The sequence below is a fragment of the Haloferax mucosum ATCC BAA-1512 genome, from assembly GCF_000337815.1.
Classification (GTDB): domain Archaea; phylum Halobacteriota; class Halobacteria; order Halobacteriales; family Haloferacaceae; genus Haloferax; species Haloferax mucosum.
On record NZ_AOLN01000018.1, the window covers coordinates 343003 to 359464 of the forward strand.

The 16462-nt window shown below is 64.8% G+C and carries 16 protein-coding genes; 11 read left to right on the top strand and 5 right to left on the bottom strand.

Annotated features, from left to right (window positions below; all coding sequences use genetic code 11):
- Positions 1-10: 10 nt before the first annotated feature.
- Together C440_RS14430 and C440_RS14435 are read left to right on the top strand one after the other, a co-directional pair.
- Entirely contained in the window at positions 11-1273 is a 1263-nt protein-coding gene (locus tag C440_RS14430) for a HEAT repeat domain-containing protein (protein WP_008321321.1), read from the top strand.
- Positions 1274-1354: 81 nt separating this feature from the next.
- Positions 1355-2911 carry a phospholipase D-like domain-containing protein gene (locus C440_RS14435; protein WP_008321322.1) on the top strand — a complete coding sequence of 519 codons (1557 nt, stop codon included), beginning with the start codon at positions 1355-1357 and terminating at the stop codon, positions 2909-2911.
- A 42-nt stretch (positions 2912-2953) separates the two neighbouring features.
- Here C440_RS14435 and C440_RS14440 read toward each other — a convergent pair whose 3' ends face one another.
- On the bottom strand, positions 2954-4855 hold the full coding sequence (locus C440_RS14440; RefSeq protein ID WP_008321323.1) for a DHH family phosphoesterase: 1902 nt from the start codon (positions 4853-4855) through the stop codon (positions 2954-2956).
- 150 nt (positions 4856-5005) lie between these two features.
- Complete coding sequence (locus C440_RS14445) at positions 5006-5854, bottom strand: fructosamine kinase family protein (protein WP_008321324.1); 849 nt, start codon at positions 5852-5854, stop codon at positions 5006-5008.
- Between the two features lie 104 nt (positions 5855-5958).
- On the opposite strand from C440_RS14445, the gene C440_RS14450 reads away from it, so the two are divergent.
- Both C440_RS14450 and C440_RS14455 read left to right on the top strand, forming a co-directional pair.
- The gene (locus C440_RS14450) at positions 5959-6444 is read left to right on the top strand and encodes a Mov34/MPN/PAD-1 family protein (protein WP_008321325.1); all 486 of its coding nucleotides are present in this window, start codon (positions 5959-5961) and stop codon (positions 6442-6444) included.
- A 10-nt stretch (positions 6445-6454) separates the two neighbouring features.
- Entirely contained in the window at positions 6455-6883 is a 429-nt protein-coding gene (locus C440_RS14455) for an adenylyltransferase/cytidyltransferase family protein (RefSeq protein WP_008321326.1), read from the top strand.
- A 113-nt stretch (positions 6884-6996) separates the two neighbouring features.
- Here the strand turns inward: C440_RS14455 and coxB are convergent, their stop codons facing one another.
- Positions 6997-7791: a cytochrome c oxidase subunit II gene (coxB, locus tag C440_RS14460; RefSeq protein ID WP_008321327.1), complete on the bottom strand. Its 795-nt coding sequence runs from the start codon at positions 7789-7791 to the stop codon at positions 6997-6999.
- 162 nt (positions 7792-7953) lie between these two features.
- Between coxB and C440_RS14465 the strand changes: the two genes are divergently transcribed.
- The 4 genes from C440_RS14465 (at position 7954) to C440_RS14480 (ending at position 10818) form a co-directional block, all read left to right on the top strand.
- Positions 7954-9369: a heme o synthase gene (locus tag C440_RS14465; protein ID WP_049915964.1), complete on the top strand. Its 1416-nt coding sequence runs from the start codon at positions 7954-7956 to the stop codon at positions 9367-9369.
- 55 nt (positions 9370-9424) lie between these two features.
- Entirely contained in the window at positions 9425-10081 is a 657-nt protein-coding gene (locus tag C440_RS14470) for a DUF7546 family protein (protein ID WP_008321329.1), read from the top strand.
- Positions 10082-10150: 69 nt separating this feature from the next.
- On the top strand, positions 10151-10387 hold the full coding sequence (locus tag C440_RS14475) for a SelT/SelW/SelH family protein (protein WP_008321330.1): 237 nt from the start codon (positions 10151-10153) through the stop codon (positions 10385-10387).
- Positions 10388-10413: 26 nt separating this feature from the next.
- The gene (locus C440_RS14480; protein ID WP_008321331.1) at positions 10414-10818 is read left to right on the top strand and encodes a hypothetical protein; all 405 of its coding nucleotides are present in this window, start codon (positions 10414-10416) and stop codon (positions 10816-10818) included.
- 117 nt (positions 10819-10935) lie between these two features.
- Here C440_RS14480 and C440_RS14485 read toward each other — a convergent pair whose 3' ends face one another.
- Positions 10936-11958 (bottom strand): aldo/keto reductase, encoded by a 1023-nt coding sequence (locus tag C440_RS14485; protein ID WP_008321332.1) that lies wholly within the window; start codon positions 11956-11958, stop codon positions 10936-10938.
- Positions 11959-12136: 178 nt separating this feature from the next.
- Here C440_RS14485 and C440_RS14490 point away from each other — a divergent pair, with 178 nt between their 5' ends.
- Entirely contained in the window at positions 12137-13135 is a 999-nt protein-coding gene (locus C440_RS14490; RefSeq protein WP_008321333.1) for a Gfo/Idh/MocA family protein, read from the top strand.
- Between the two features lie 82 nt (positions 13136-13217).
- Here the strand turns inward: C440_RS14490 and C440_RS14495 are convergent, their stop codons facing one another.
- The gene (locus tag C440_RS14495) at positions 13218-14606 is read right to left on the bottom strand and encodes a PQQ-dependent sugar dehydrogenase (RefSeq protein ID WP_008321334.1); all 1389 of its coding nucleotides are present in this window, start codon (positions 14604-14606) and stop codon (positions 13218-13220) included.
- Between the two features lie 142 nt (positions 14607-14748).
- Here C440_RS14495 and C440_RS14500 point away from each other — a divergent pair, with 142 nt between their 5' ends.
- A complete protein-coding gene (locus C440_RS14500) occupies positions 14749-15696 on the top strand; it encodes an ABC transporter ATP-binding protein (protein WP_008321335.1) in 948 nt (315 codons plus the stop codon).
- The gene (locus C440_RS14505) at positions 15693-16448 is read left to right on the top strand and encodes an ABC transporter permease (protein WP_008321336.1); all 756 of its coding nucleotides are present in this window, start codon (positions 15693-15695) and stop codon (positions 16446-16448) included. The genes C440_RS14500 and C440_RS14505 overlap by 4 nt, the downstream gene beginning before the upstream one ends.
- Positions 16449-16462: the final 14 nt, after the last annotated feature.

The window sequence follows — 16462 nt, forward strand, 5'->3', positions numbered from 1 at the left end:
CTTCCGGCATATGAGTGACGGGGACGACGATACGACAGAACTCTCGCCCGAGAGCTTCGACGAGCGCCTGAACGAGGCCGAAGAAGCCCTCGAAGCGGCCGAAACCGAAGCCGACCTCGACGACGTCGAGGCGACGCTCGACGAGATCGACGCTGACATCGAGTCCGCAGAACTACCCGAACCGGACGACGAAGACGAAGACGACCCCGCCGAGGAACTCGAATCGCGCCTCTCGGACCTCCGAGACGACCTCGAATCCCAGCGCGGTCCGTACGCCCAAGACGCCGTCGAGACGCTCGACGGGGCGAAATCGACTATCACCGACACCCGCTGGACCGAGCAGGGCGAAGGCGAAATCGTCGCCGCCGTCGAGACGTTCGCAACCGAGTTCAACGACGTGCTCGACTCGTCGGTCGCAGTTGACGGCGACGCCGAATCCGACCTCACAGCCGCCATCGACGACGCTATCTCGGCGGTCGAATCGGCCGGTCTCGACGCCGACGATGACGCGGAGACGATTGCGGACCTCATCGCCGTCGCCGACGGTCTGGCCGACGGACTCGACGACGCCCAAGAGTGGGACGACCTCGAAACCCGAGAGAAACTGCAGGTTCAGGGCTTCTACGACGTTCTCGGCCACTACAAGGACTACCCGCCGGAACTGTCCGCGCTCAAGGAACACGAACAGCGCGGCAACGTCGAGATGATTGCCCTCGCGTTCGACAGTTTCCAGTCGGACTTCATGCAGGAGTACTGCATCGAGGCCTTCACGCGCATGAACGACGACCGCGCCTACGAAACCATCGAAGGCCAAGCCAAGCGCCGCGACAAAGGCGTCATCAAGGCCATCGGCAAGATGGCCGCCGAAGCGGGCGTCGAGATGCTCGTCGATTACGTCGATAGCGACAACGACCCGGCGCTCCAGAAGGTCGTGTTCAAAGCGCTCGGCGAAATCGGCTCCGAGGAAGCGACCCAGCCGATTGCCAACAAACTCGTCACCGAGAACGAAAACGTCCGCTCGGCCGCCGCGCGCGCGCTCGGACTGCTCGGTGACACGCGAACCGTCGAACCGCTCACGGACGTGCTCGCAGACGACGACGTGGACTCCGTGCGCGCCAGCGCCGCGTGGGCGCTCCGGCAGATCGGAACCGAAACCGCACTCGAAGCGGCCGCCGAATACGCCGACGACCGTTCGTACCTCGTCCAGCGCGAGGCCGAACTCGCCGCCGACTTCCTCGGCGAGGGAACCGCAGAACCCGACGCGACCGTCTAAGACGCTCGACCGTTTCGCAGTTCGTCCCGCGTGACCGACCCGGACGAACGTTTTTGTAACAGTACGGGACCACCGAGTGATGTGTCTCGTCGCTTCGCCCTCGTCGTTCTCGTGTTCGTCGCCGTCGGAGCCACGCCGATAGCGACCGCGGACGCGACCGACGCGAGCCTCGTCGCCGCCTTTCCGGACCCGACGACGCCCGGCGACGAAGGCGAGTACGTTACCATTCGCGCACCGGCCGGCGCGCACGTCTCGCTCGACGACGGTGAAGAACGCGTCTCGTTCGTCGCGCCCGGTGGTCGCGTCGCCATCGCTTCGGACCCGGCCGCCGCGTCGAATCTGACGAACGATACCGTCGTCTCGCCCGGTCTCGACCTCGCAAACGGCGGTGAGACCGTCACGCTCCGCGTCGCCGGGCGCGTCACCGACCGACTCGCGTACGCCCGAAGCCACGAGGGTGAACTGCTCGAACGGCGCGACGGCGAGTGGTCGTGGTGGCCGCGGACGCTCCCGCGCCGAAACGTCACGACGCACGGTGCCGCGAATGCGACGCTCTTCGTCCTCCCAGATTCACCAGCGGTCCCGCTCGAAACCCTCCGCAGTGCCGAAACGCGACTGCTACTCGCCGGCTACGTCGTCTCGTCGTCCCGAGTCGCGGACGAACTTGTCGCCGCCCACGACCGTGGCGTTCGCGTCGAAGTACTCGTCGATGACGCGCCAGTCGGTGGCATGCCGCGCCGCTCGGCGCGCGTTCTCGACCGCCTCGCAACCGCGGGCGTATCAGTCCGGGTCGTCGGCGAACCCCACTCGTTTCACCACGCGAAGTACGCCGTCGCCGACGAGCGTGCGCTCGTCATGACCGAAAACTGGAAACCGGCCGGAACCGGCGGCGCAAAAAGCCGCGGCTGGGGGGTCGTCGTTGACTCGCCGAGCGCGGCGGCCGACCTCGCCGCGACGTTCGACGACGACTCGTCGCTCCCCAACACGCGTTCGTGGAACTCGTTTCGCGTTGGTCGCTCGTTCGTCACCGCGGACGCCGCAAACGGGTCGTATCCGTCGCGCGTCGCGCCCGAGCGAGTCCGCGTTCGAAACACCTCGATACTGCTCGCGCCCGACAACGCGGAGGGAGCCACTATCGACCGACTCGACGCCGCGGAGCGTCGTATCGACGTGGTACAGCCGACGGTCGAAGCAGACGGCCCATTCGTCCGCGCACTCAAGCGCGCGGCGACGCGGGGCGTTCGCGTCCGCTTGCTCCTCGGCAGTACGTGGTACGTCGATGACGAAAACAGAGCGTTGGCGACGCGGCTGAACGACTGGGCCGACAGAACCGGGAACCCATTGTCGGTCCGACGTGCCCGCCCCGCGGGGCGATACGGTGCGATTCACGCGAAAGGCGTCGTTGCCGACGATACCGCCATCGTCGGGAGCCTCAACTGGAATCGGCACTCGGCCCGTGAGAACCGCGAAGTCGTCCTCACACTCGATAGTCCCGACGCGGCCGCGTACTACCGAAGCGCGTTCGAAGCGGACTGGCGCGCGAGCAACCGAGGGGCTCGTCCGGGACTCGTCGCCGCGGCGGTCGGCGCCGTGCTGGCCGGGGTGGTGGCGCTCAAGCGACTGGAGTTCGAAAACTAAACGTTCGGTTCGACTGCGGCGGGCGCGACGCTGAACGTCGGATTACGCCGTCGTCGAGAGCTCTTCGTCGATGTCGGCTTCGGCCATCTTCTCGACGAGGCTGTCGATAACCTCGGCGCGCATGCCGCTGACGAACTTGATGGACCCGACGACGAGGTGGCCGCCGCCGGAGACGCCGCCGCCGACGACCTCCTCGTTCAGTTCGGCGACCATCCGTGGAATGTCGAGGCGGACGCCGTCGGAGCGCAGGACGGCGAAGTCGGGTCCGTAGCCGATGGTGATGACCGGCTCGCCCGTCTCCGTGACCTTCCGGTCGTGAAGCTTGCCCGTCGTCTTCCCCGGTGCGGGGTAGGTAAAGCGGTGTGCCCACTTGTCGAGGTCGATGCGGTAGAGGTTCGCCCCGCTTTCGAGACGCTCGTGTTCGAGGTGTGGTTCGGCAGATTCGAGCTGTCGTTCGACGTCGCGCTCGGCGCGCGTCGAGAGGAATTCGACGAGTTCGCGGTGGCGAGATTCGTCGTCACAGCCGACGTTGAGCACGTCGTTGACGATGGACGCGCCATCGTTGTAGCGAAGCCAGTGAGCCGCATAGTCGAGTGCCTCGCCGACGTCGAGCAGTTCCTCGCGGTCGTAGCCCTCGGCTTTGGCGAGTTCGATGTACTCGTCCATGACCTCTGCCTTCGAGCGGTCCGAGAGACCGGCGACGGCAGGGACGTGACGCAGGTCGTCGCTCACGTCGGGGTGAATCATCCGCGCGAGTTCGACACACATCATGCCCGTCGTGATGCGGTAGTCCTCGCCGTGGAGGTACGGATTGACGTGCGCGTCCAAAAGCGGGTCAACCGCTTCGGGGTCGGGGTGGTGGTGGTCAACGACCGCGATAGGGACGTCGTAGTGGGCGAGATTCTCGTAGGCGGGGACGTCCTCTTCGGTCGAGCCGTTGTCGAGCATGAGGAGGAATGGGAGCCGCTGGCCGTGGCGCGCGCGCCCCTCCAAGGCGAAATTCAGGTCGCGGGTCACGTCCTCCATCTCGTAGAACGGGGCCTTGCTCGGCAGGCGCTTGAACAGGTGTCTCGGCGCGTCAGGGTCGTCGTGGACCTCGGTGATGAGCCGTTCGAGAGCCAGTTGGACCGGAACGGACGCGCACATGCCGTCACCGTCGGCGTGGTGGCGGACGCGAATCGGGCGGCCTTCGAGGACCGTCCGGCGAAGCAGGCGCGCGACGTCTTCGAGGTCGTCACGAAGCTTTTCGAAGGCGGGCCACTCGACGAGCGGTTCGACGGATTCGGGTTCGGCGCGCTCGTCCAGCGCGGCGTCGATTCGATCGTGGGCTTCGGCGGCCGCGTCGTCTTCGAGAACCGTGAGACCGTCAACTTCGAGTTGGCGGGTGCCTTCGTGGTCTTCGACGGTGCCGGTCATGCGGACGACGTCGTCGAGTTCGACGTGGGGGAACGCGCGGACACCGGCCTCTTCGAAGGCGGCGGCGGCGACGATACCCGAATCGTCGGCGATGCGGAAGACGGTCGGGCCGCCGGTCTGTTTGATTTGGGAGACGACGCCTTCGATGGTGACAGACTCACCGACCGTGAGACGAGAGATAGGTGTGATGGTCGGTTCGTGGTCGATTGTCAGTGTCCGGTAATCGTCCGGTGTGTCCTCCGCGAATGCGATGTCGCCGTTCTCGCGGATGGAGTCGAGGCGGACGACCAGTCGGTCGCCGACCTCGTAGTCGGCCGAGAGGTTGGACTCGTGGATGAGACCAGAGACGGAATCAGAGATATCCACGAAGATGCCGTACTCGACGACGCCGTTGACCACGGCGTGGTAGTACGCGCCAGTCTCGACGTCATCAACGGTACAGTTCGGTGCCAGATCGTAGACGGTAGGTCGCGCGTCCGAATTCGGACCCGAGTCGTCGCCGGAATCCCCGGCGTGCTCGTCGCTCATAGTCTGGCTAGGTTAGGGGGTGGTGTTAAGCTTTACAAAAGTATCTCGTGAGCGCGACGGGCGAAGACGCCACCGAGAGAGCCGAGACGTGAAAAATGCGTCCCGTCAGCGAACGCCCTCAAAGAAATGTCGGTTACGATAGATTCGTGGTTAATACCCGACTTCGTCCAACGCGTCGTTGACAGCAGGCACGTACTCCGACCCGAACACGCGAACGTGTTCGAGAAGTGGGAACAACGCGTAGACGGGCGACCGCTCGTCGAAGAATCCCGAGTCGATGCCCCGGTGTTCGTCGTAGGCATCGAAGAACGCGTCACCGGCCCCGTCGAACCAGTCGATGTACGCGAGTTCGACTTCCGGGTGACCGTAGTAACACGCCGGGTCGAGGAAGGCGACGACCCGGTCGTCACGCACTCGAAGGTTCTTCTCCCACACGTCGCCGTGGACGAGTCGCGGGGCAGACGGCTCGGAGACGAGACTGTCGAGGTCGGCGGCGACGTCGTCGATTCGGTCCGCGACCGCCGCCGGAAGCCCGTTCGACCGCGCCGCGTCGCACCACGGACGGAGTCGTTGGTCGCGGAAGAACTCGACCCACGAGTCGGTCCACGGATTCGGCTGTCGGTAGGGACCGGAGAGCGTGTCGAACTGGAAGCCGAACGCCGGAGCGGTAGTCTCGTGAAGCGCCGCGAGGTGTCGGGCGAGGTCGCGTTCGGCGCGGTCGGTGAGTTCGGATTTTCCCTCGACGTAATCGAGGACGAGGAGGTCGAAATCGGCGTGATAGACGGACGGAACCGGTAGTCCCGCGGCGTCGAGTGCGTCGAGCATCGCGCCTTCGACATCGAGCGGCGTGTCACCGACTTTGACGACGACGGGACGCCGACGGGCGAAGTCGAGTCGGTAGACGTGTCCGACGTGGCCGCCGTCGAGTTCCGTCGTCGCCGTGGGTGCGTCGGCATCGAGCGCGCTCGTCACGCGGTCGGCGAGTTCGGGGGAAAGCATACGTGATATTGACGCGACAGGCCCCCTCAGTATACCGATTCAATGTCTCGGTCGGGACTCGCGGTTTCGGAACGCTTAGATGGAGCGCCCGCCGACGACTCGGTATGCGACTCTTCCGGTCGCGGGAGGTCATCGGCATCGCCGCCGACGCCCTCGATTTCGCGCTCGAAGCATCTGCGGAGACGCATCCGAACGAGTACATGGGTCTGCTCCGCGGCGAGGACGCCGGACGACTCGGTCTCGACCGAGATGGACTCGTGGTGACGGACGTGCTCATCATTCCGGGTACCGTCTCGGACCCCTACAGCGCGACCGTCAGAAACGACCTCGTTCCGAACGACTTCCGCGCCGTCGGGTCGGTTCACTCGCATCCAAACGGCGTCATCCGCCCGAGTGACGCGGACCTCGATACGTTCGGAAGCGGCACCGTCCACATCATTATCGGCGCGCCGTACGGCATCGACGACTGGGAAGCGTTCGACCAGTCCGGCGAGGGCAGAGACTTGCCAGTCCTCGACGTGGACCTCCCGGACCCCGAATCGTTCTTCGATTTTACTCAGGAAGACATCGACGCGGAGTTAGACAAATGAAGGGTGACATATGAGACGAGTTATCGCACAGGGGACCTTCGATATTCTCCATCCGGGCCACGTCCACTATCTGTCGGACGCGGCGGCGATGGGCGACGAACTACACGTCATCATCGCGCGGGGCGAGAACGTGACTCACAAGCCGAGTCCGATACTCGACGACCGCCAGCGGCGTGACATGGTCGCCGCCCTTGACGTGGTTGACGAGGCCCATCTCGGCCATGCCGACGACATCTTCGTTCCGATCGAGGAAATTTCTCCCGACGTAATCGTTCTCGGATACGACCAACACCACGACGAAGACGGCATCAAAGCCGCGCTCGAAGCCAGAGATATCGACTGCGAAGTCGCCCGTGCGACGCCGCGAGAACCCGATTACGACGACGAACTGCTCTCGTCGGGGCGCATCATCGAACGAATCGTCGAGCGGCGCTGTTGACGCAGGAGCGAATCACGGCAAACTGAAACTGACGGTCACTGTTTTCGATATTCACCGCGGACACACCAGCGTCGCCACTCAGAGATTGACGAACCGAAGCGGATGTAGACGCGTTACTGCGAAGCGTTGGCCGCGGTGGTGTTGCTCGCAGTCGCGTTGGTTGCCGTGGCGCTGTTCGAAGACGACTCCGAGGAGTCGCTGTTTGCCGCTTTCTGCTCTTGGAGCCACGACTCGTACTCGTCGCCCGAGACGACTTCGACGGTGAAGTACATCTGCGAGTGAGCGACGCCGCAGTACTCAGTACAGTAGCCTTGGTAGGTGCCTTCCTCGTACGCGACCGTCTTGATAGTGTTCGTAGACTGCGGCATCGCGTCCTGTTTGAGACCGAGCTTCGGGACGTGGAATCCATGTATCACGTCCGTTGATGTCACCTGGAAGTAGACCGGTCTGTCGGCGGGGATGACGATTTTGTTACCCGTCGTGAAGTTCCCTTCTTCGGGGTAGTACATGTTCCAGCCCCACTGATACGCTTCGGCGGTGACGACGACCGGGTCGTTGTCCGCGGCGATGTCGTTGCCCTGGTGCGTGATGTTCTCGTTAGCCAGCACGCCGTAGGAGGCGACGCCGACGAACAGAAGGATAATCGCGGTTGCGATGGTCCACGTAATTTCGAGTCGGCGGTTCTCTCTGGTCGGCAGTGCGCGCTCGCTGTTGCGGAACTTGATAACCGTATACAGGAGGATGACCTGCACCAGCACGGTAATCGGGATTGCGACGTACATCAGCTTCCCGTTCAGCTGGTTGATAAGTTCCGACGAGGCAGACGCCTGCGCGGCGGCGGGGGTGGCAACGAGCGCCATTACGACCGCCGCGAGCAGGGACGCGAGCGCGAAACGCGTCTTTCTCATGCTAATCGACGGTTAGGAACAGCCGCATAAATGCATACCGACTCTTAGCCCAGCACTCTTGTAGGCACCCCCGCCATACTTCGGGTCGTATCGCTGGTTCAGAGGGGGCAAAAGCGCGGGTCCTAAATATGGGACGGACTAAACCAGCCGTAGGTGAATTCCGTGGCCACGACGCGCGATTCGAACACATTTCACGGCCTGCTCGCCGCGACGGCGATGGGTGTCTACCTTCTGCTCATCGTCGGCGCGACGACGGCGCTTACTGATGCGACCGCCGCGTGCGCCGCGTGGCCCGCGTGCGGTGACGGGTTCTCGCTACCAACCACGACGGACGGTTGGGTCGCACTCGGTCACCGTCTCGCGGCAGTAGCCGTCGGACTGCTCACGCTCGCAACGCTCGTGATGGCGTGGCGAGCAGACACATCCCGTCGAGTCAAAGCAACTGTGACCGCATCGGCCGTGCTCTACCCGGTTCAGGCCGGCATGGGTGCGGTCGTCGCAACGACCGACACCGGAGCATCGCTCTCAACGGTCCACCTCGTCATCGGGATGGCGATTTTCGGCGGTCTCGTCGCCGCCCTCGCGTGGACGCTCGAAGCGGCAACCGGCGACCCCGACGACCAACCGGCCGGGATGCCCGAGATGAACGACCGACCGACTTCCGACAGCGAACGCCCGCCCATCCCGACCGACCCAGTCGAGCGGGCGAAGGCGACTGTCGGCGCGTACTTCCGACTGATGAAGCCCCGCCTGATGTGGCTTCTCTGTCTCGTCGCTTCGGCGGCGATGGCGCTCGCGGGGACGGTCTCTGGTTCGACGGCGCTGACGCCATCGATTATCCTCGCCACGCTCGGCGGCGGCGTCCTCTCTATCGGTGCGTCCGGCACGTTCAATCACGTCCTCGAACGCGACGTTGACCGCCGGATGCAACGAACCAGCGACCGCCCACTGGCGGTTGACCTCGTGCCCGTCCGCAACGCCGTCGCGTTCGGACTCGTTCTCGCCGCCGGGTCGGTCGCGCTCTTCGCGTCCGTGAACTGGCTGGCGGCCGTCCTCGGCGTCGTCGCAATCGCCTTCTACAGCGTCGTCTACACCCTCATTCTCAAGCCAAACACGGTGCAGAATACGGTCATCGGCGGCGCGGCAGGCGCGCTTCCCGCTCTCATCGGGTGGGTCGCAGTCACCGGCGAGGTCGGACTCGGCGGCATCGTCCTCGCCGTCGTCATCTTCCTGTGGACGCCCGCGCACTTCTACAACCTCGCGCTTGCGTATAAGGACGATTACGCCCGAGGCGGCTTCCCGATGATGCCCGTCGTCCGCGGCGAGACCGAGACACGAAAGCACATCCTCTGGTGGCTTGGGGCGACGCTCGTCGCCGCCGCCGGACTCGCGGTGATGGACGCGCTCGGCGTCGTCTACCTCGTGACGAGCATCGTCTTCGGCGGCGCGTTCCTCTATTTCGTCGTACGCCTGCACTACGAGCAAGACGACACGGCGGCGTTCCGAGCGTTCCACGCCTCCAACGCGTATCTCGGAATGTTGCTCCTCGCTATCGTCGTGGACACGCTCGCGCTCTGAGACCCGCCGTACCGACCGCAATCGACTTCCAACCCGAACCAACGACTCTCCAATTATGGCAACGACATCCGCACTGTCACGTCCGACGCGAGGAGACCTGCTTAGAGCCGCGCTCGCCGTGAACACGACACTAATTTTGACGTTCCTCTACTTGCTTTTCACCGAGGCGAGCCTCGGCGCACCGCGATACGCGCTCTACGGCGTCGTGTGGGTCGTCGTCGGACTCTGGATACTGTTCGACAGCGACGTGACGCCGGCATCGACGGCGACAAAGCGGAAAGCGGCCGCGGTGGCAGTCGGCTACTTTGCGATTTTGGCTGTCGCCGGCGGGCTTATCACCGCGCCCGTTCCGGGTGGGGGTGACGGCCTTCGCGTCGCGTTTCTCCCGCCGGGGTGGGGACCGGCGCTCATCTACGGCGGCGACCTGTTCAACCTCATCCTCATGCCGGCGCGCGTTGTCGGCTACGCCGCCCTCGCGTTCCTCGTCTACGAGACGGTCATCGAAGCCGCGGGTGCGGCTGTCTCGGGCGTCGTCGGTCTGTTTTCGTGTGTCTCGTGTTCGTGGCCTATCCTCGCATCGCTCACGACGAGCGTCTTCGGGTCGGGGACGGCCCTCGCGGCGACGGTGACGACGCTCTCGTACGACCTCTCGACGCTCGTGTTTCTCGTGACCGTGGTCTTGCTTCGGTGGCGGCCCGGGTTCGGAAAGTAGTCCGCGGGCGTCGCTACGCCGACCCTATTCGCCGCCTCGTTTTTACTCGTCCGCCGTGTAGGGACGCGTATGACCGACGTCGAAATCGAGTACTGCGTTCCGTGCGGCTATCTCGACCGCGCCGAGACGCTCCAGCACGCGCTCCTCGAACAGTTCGGTGACCGACTGGACCGCGTGTCGCTCGTGACTGGCGACCACGGCGTCCTCACCGTTACCGTCGACGGCGAGCGCGTCTGGGATAAATCGGAAGACGAGTTCGACCCGGACATCGTCCTTCGTCGAGTCCGGCCGCACGTCGGACGGTAACTTCGAATCGTGGAGTCACGCGAGTCGTGAAGTCACTCGAACACGCCGCCGTCGGTGGCGCTGTCGGCGGGGTTGTGGCGGTCACGCCTGACCCGCCGGGGAGCGTGGCGTTTCTCGTCGTCGCCGCGGCGTTTCTCAGCGTCGTCATCGACCTCGACCACTTCGTCATCGCCCGCATCGAACGTGGCGACTGGGACAACCTCAAACTCGCCGTGACGAACCCGCGGGTGGGCCTCCTCGACCAAGAACAGGTCTTCGAAGAGTTCGGTGGCGCGTTCAATCGAAAGCGACTCCTGAGCCACCACCTTCTCGGGGGCGTCGCAGTCGGCGGTCTCGCACTCTCGGGCGCGGAGTCGCTCGCCGCGTTCGTCGCAATCGTCCTCTACGTGCACGTCGTCTGCGATTACCTCAGAGACCTCGGATTCGCATAGGCAGAGTGGGAGGTGATGCGGAGTAGTGGGTACGGTGCGAAGTGAAGTGGATAGAGTAGACTGGACTGCCCCGAATGAAATGAAGGATACGTGGGTGTCGTGGCCGCTATCGAAGCCTCAGTGACCCCAACGACGCCCCTCTTCGTCGTATCGGGCGTTCATGATGCGCTCCCACTGGGCGGTCGAGAGGTCTACGTCGGCCGCGCCGATGTTCTCGTCGAGTTGGTCGGTCGTCCGCGCACCGACGATGGGGACAACGGTCGCATCCGGATAGTCCATCAGCCAGCGGAGTGCGACCTGTGCGGGACTGGCGTCCACTTCGTCGGCGACGGCGCGAATCTCGTCGAGGACGTGCCAGCCGCGCTCGGAGACGTAGAACTGCTCGAAGCGGTCGTCGAACGACCCGCGCGCGCCGTCGGGCGCGACGTACTGTGCGGGGTCGTCCGGGTCGGCGCGTTCGTACTTTCCGGTGAGGAAGCCGCCGGCGAGCGGCGAGTACGGACAGACCGCGAGGTCTTGGTCACCGCACACGTCGAGGTACTCCTTCACGTCTTCGTAGTAGCCCGCGTGGAACAGCGGTTGGGTCACGTCGAAACGGGCGTACTCGTTCGCGTCGGACTTCCAGAGCGCCTTGGTGAGTTGCCACGCCGCCATCGTCGATGCGCCGAGATAGTTCACTTTGCCCTCCTCGACGAGCGCGTTCAGCGTCTGGAGCGTCTCCTCGATGGGTGTCTCGTCGTCCCAGCGGTGGATGTAGTAGAGGTCGAGGTAGTCGGTGTCGAGGCGGTCGAGTGTCCCCTCGATTTGATTGCGGATGTGCGTCCGCGAGAGCCCGCGGCCGTTCGGGTTGTCCTCGTCGAAGGGAAAATACACCTTCGAGGCGAGGACGTACTCTTCGCGGTCGCGGTCGGCCAGCCAGTTACCGATGTACGTCTCCGAGGTGCCGTTGGGGTTGCCGTAGACGTTCGCGGTGTCGATGAAGTTGCCGCCGCGCTCCTCGAACGCGTCGAGGAGTTCGTGGGCGTCCGATTCGTCGGTTTCGAGGACGTCGTTGGTCCGCCGCCCGAACCGCCACGTGCCGAAACACAACTCCGAGACGCGGGTGCCGGTGGACCCGAGTCGCCGATAGTCGAGGGTCATACGTGACATGACGGCGGCCAACGACAAAATACTCCGAGTTGCGGCGAGGCGTTCAGTGCTGGTCGTCGGTGTCGCGTCGGTGCGGGAGACGTGGTCTACACCTCACCGAGCCGTGTCTATTATATGCAAATTGTGACCTTCCCGCACGCTTTTCCGCGCTCCGTACGATATATAAATCATGTTTAGAGCCGCAGGTATCGGACTCGGCACGCTCGGATTCATGGAGTGCGGTCTCCTCGACGAGTTAGACGGCGTGCGCGTCGTCGCCGGGGCCGACCCCGACGAAGGGAGCCGAGAGCGCTTCGAAGCCGAGTTCGACGTTCCGACGTACGAGTCGGTCGAGCAGTTGCTCGACGGAGAGTTTCTCGACGCGGTAACGGTTGCGTCGCCGCACACGGCGCACTTCGACCACGTGCTCGCGGCGCTGGAAGCCGGTGTTCACGTTCACGTGGAAAAACCGATGGTGACGGACCTCGGCGGCGCGCGGGCGCTCATCGACCGCGCCGACGAGGACGGTCTCACGCTCGCGGTCGGCTACCAACGACACTTCGACCCGCGATACCGCGAACTACGCCGCATCGTCGATTCCGGCCGCATCGGTGACCCACACATGGTCGTCTGCCACCTCGAACAGGAGTGGATTCGGTGGACGAAAGACGAGTGGCGCGGCGACCCCGCCAAATCGGGCGGCGGCCAGCTGTACGATTCCGGGTCGCACCTCCTCGATGCGATGCTCTGGGTGACGCGCTCGAAGCCCGTGACGGTCGCCGCCGCGGTTGACCACCGCGGCTACGACGTGGACGTAAACACGGCGCTTTCGGTCGTACTCGATAGAGACGGCGACCGACTCACAGCCAGCGTTGCGGTCTCCGGCGACGGAGCGAGCGTTCCGGACCCCGGCGAGTCGCTCCGAATTATCGGCACCGAGGGGATGGTCGTGTTCGACGGCGAGACCATCGCGGTGACGGAGGCAGGAACGACCTATCGAGCGACGCCGCCGGTCCCCGACTTCGAGGAATTGACGCGGAAGAAACTTCGGAACTTCGTCGATGCCGCCCGCGACGAGGCCGACCTGTATATTCCGGCGAGAGATGCACTCCACGTCACGGCGCTGACCGAAGCGGCGTACCAGTCCGCGACGACGGGCCGCCGCGTCAACGTCGATGGCGACGCCTGACCCGACCTGCGAGAGCGGCAGGTGAGAACTGCGGCGGTGGCAGGTGAGAACTACGGCGACAGCCTGCACTGCGTGGATGGCGTCAAACCTTCCGTAGACGGTTGAGCGTTCCGGACGTGCCGCCGACGCGGGAGTTGTCGCTGGTGCAAACGTAGAGTTCTCCGGCTGGGTCGCGGCCGAACGCGAGGACGAACCGACCGCCGTCGTCACGGACGGCAATCGGAATCTCGGTGATGTCCCACGGCCGCGACTCCTGCGGACGAGCGGCGAACAGTCGACCGCCGGATTGCCAGTCGGCGAAGACATACGCACCCGAGAGCGCGTCGATTTCGGCACCACGGTAGACGTGGCCGCCGATGACGGCGATACCCGAGGGACCGTCGCCGCCGTGGGGGTATTCGAGAACCGGGTAGAGGAGTGGCTCTCCCTCAGGCGTCGCCGTCGGGCAGTCGTCCCGCCGGAAGCAGTGTGTGCCCTCGTGGACGTTCCAGCCGTAGTTGCCGCCCCGGCGGAGAAGGTTGACTTCTTCCCACCGGTTTTGTCCCACATCGGCGACGTAGCAGTCCTCGCCGTCGAACGACAACCGCCACGGATTTCGGAAGCCCCACGCGTATTGCTCGTCGAGACCGTCGCGGCCGACGAGCGGATTGTCCGCTGGGATGCCGTAGGGCCGGTCGCCGTCCCCTTCGGAATCGACGTCGATTCGGAGGACGCTCCCGAGGAGATTCGAGGTCACGTCTTGTCCGTTTCCACCCGAGACGGCTTCGTACCAGTCTTCGATGTGACCGCGCCCCTCGTCGTTTGCGCCGCCGCCGTCGCCGACGCCGACGTAGAGGTAACCGTCCGGGGCGAACGCGACGGTGCCGGCGTTGTGGTTCCCCTGCGGTTGCGGCAGTTCGAGCAGGACCCGCTCCGAATCGGCGGTGACGGTCGTTGCCTCCGGTTCGACCGTCAACTCGCTCAGGACGAACGTGTGGCTGTCGTTCGAGGGCGTCCCGGACCGATGCGGCGCGCTGTACCGGAGGAAGAGACGACCGTTGTCGCCGAACTCGGGATGGAAGGCAATCCCGAGAAGCCCGCGTTCGTCGTAGCCGCCGACATCGACGACGCGGTCCGCGATATCGAGGTACGGGTCGCTCCGTAGCCCGGCGTCGTCGTGTAACCAGATTCGACCGGGTTGGTCCGCGACGAATCGTTTCGTCCCGTCGAACGCCGCCGGAATGGCGATATCGACCGGCGACGTGAAGCCGCCCGCGAGGGTTTCGTAGCCGACTTCGACACCGGACAGAGAACCGGATCCGTTGGAGTCGTTACCCCCGTCGGCGTCGGAGTCGGGCGATAGTGTCGCGGCGTCTCCGCCATCGGTTCCGGTGTTGTCCCCATCTGTACCGGGTTCGCCCGCACAACCGGCGAGTCCGCTGAGAACGGCCGCGCCAGTCGCGGCGAGAAAGTCGCGTCGGGAACCATCCATGCACCCTGTTAGCACTGCATTAGGAGTAAGGCTTACTGCGGTTTCGGCGGCCAGAGAGTGTGTGATGTGGTCGTCTTGGTAGCCTTCGAATCGGGTGTCGATTCCGAATCCCTTACCACCCGATGGGTCCGTCGAATAGGACATGGACGAGGTACTCGTCGCCGACGACCTCAGGAAATCCTACGGTGACACGGAGGCGCTTTCGGGCGTCTCGCTGTCGGTCGCCGAAGGGGAGGTTTTCGGTCTCATCGGTCCGAACGGCGCGGGGAAGACGACGCTGGTTCGCGCCCTCACAGGGACGACAACGGTCGAATCCGGGATGGCAACCATCCTCGGCGGCGACCCGACGGCGGTCAACCGCCAGCGACTCGGGTTGCTCCCGCAGGACTTCACGCCCGCAGGGCGACTGACCGCCCGCGAACTCGTCGCCTACTACGCCGGTCTCTACGACGACGCGCGCAGTCCCGACGCCGTGCTCGACGAAGTCGGACTCGCCGACGCCGCCGACACGTGGTACGAAAACCTCTCCGGCGGCCAACAGCGCCGGGCCTGCATCGCCCTGACGCTCGTCAACGACCCCGACGTGCTCTTTTTGGACGAACCGACGACCGGCATCGACCCCGCCGGTCGCCGGTCGCTCTGGTCGCTCGTCGAATCCCTCGCCGACAGCGGGACCACGGTGTTTCTCACCAGCCACTCGATGGCGGAAGTCGAACGACTCGCCGACCGCGTGGGCTTGCTCAACGAAGGACAACTCGTCACGGTCGGTCGCCCGGACGAACTCGTCGCGGAATACGGCGGCGAGAGCCGACTCGTCGTCCGGACCGCGGGCGACGCCGACCTCGACCTCGAATCCGTGACGCTCGCGCCCGCGCTCCGAACCGAGACGACCGAAGACGGCGTCACCGTCTACGGTGTCGGCCCGCGTGAAATCGGCGACGCGGTTGCGGCCTTCGACGAGGCCGGCGTCGTCTACGAATCGCTCGTCTGGAAGCAACCCGGTCTCGAAGAGGTCTACCTCTCGTTGACGGGCGAGCAGTTCGAAGCGGCGCGTCCCGCGGCGGCCGCGGCCATCGGAGGGCACCAATGAGTTCGCTCGCTCGCGTTCGCTCGGAGTTCGTCGCCTCGTGGCACTCGTTTCTCCGCCGACGGACGGCCGTGTTCTTCACGTTCTTCTTCCCGGCGATTATCGTCGTCATCTTCGGTGCGCTCGTCCAGACGCAACCGACCGGCGGCGGTCTCTTCGCCGAGCCGAAAGAGTACTATATCGCTGGCTATCTCGCCGTCGTCGTCCTCTTTACGCCGCTGTCGCGGGTCGGAAGCACCATCGCCCGCCACCGCGACGGCAACCGCTTCGAGAAGTTGGCGACGACGCCGCTTTCTCGCTCGGAGTGGCTTCTCGCGCACTCGCTCGTCAACGTCGTCGTCATCGGTCTCGCGGCGCTGTTGCTCCTCGGACTTTCGGTCCTCGTGACCGGTGCGTCGATTCCGCTTTCGGCACCGACGCTGGCTATCGTTCCTTTCGTCGCGCTCGGTGTGACGTTGTTCTGCGGTCTCGGCGCGATTATCGGAAGCGTCGCCGACTCTCAAGACGGCGTTATCGCCGCGAGCAACGCCATCGCGCTTCCGCTGTTGTTCCTCTCCGAGACGTTCGTGACGCCCGACTTGCTCCCGTCGTGGTTCGTGCCGGCGCTGAATCTCTCGCCGCTCACGTTCTTCGCTCGCGGCGTCCGGGCGCTCACCTACACCGGCGGCGACTGGACGACGAACCTCGGTATCCTCGCGGCGCTTTCGGTCGTGTTCTTTGCGGCGGGGACGCTGGCGATTCCACAGACTGACTGACGAAACACGGTCAC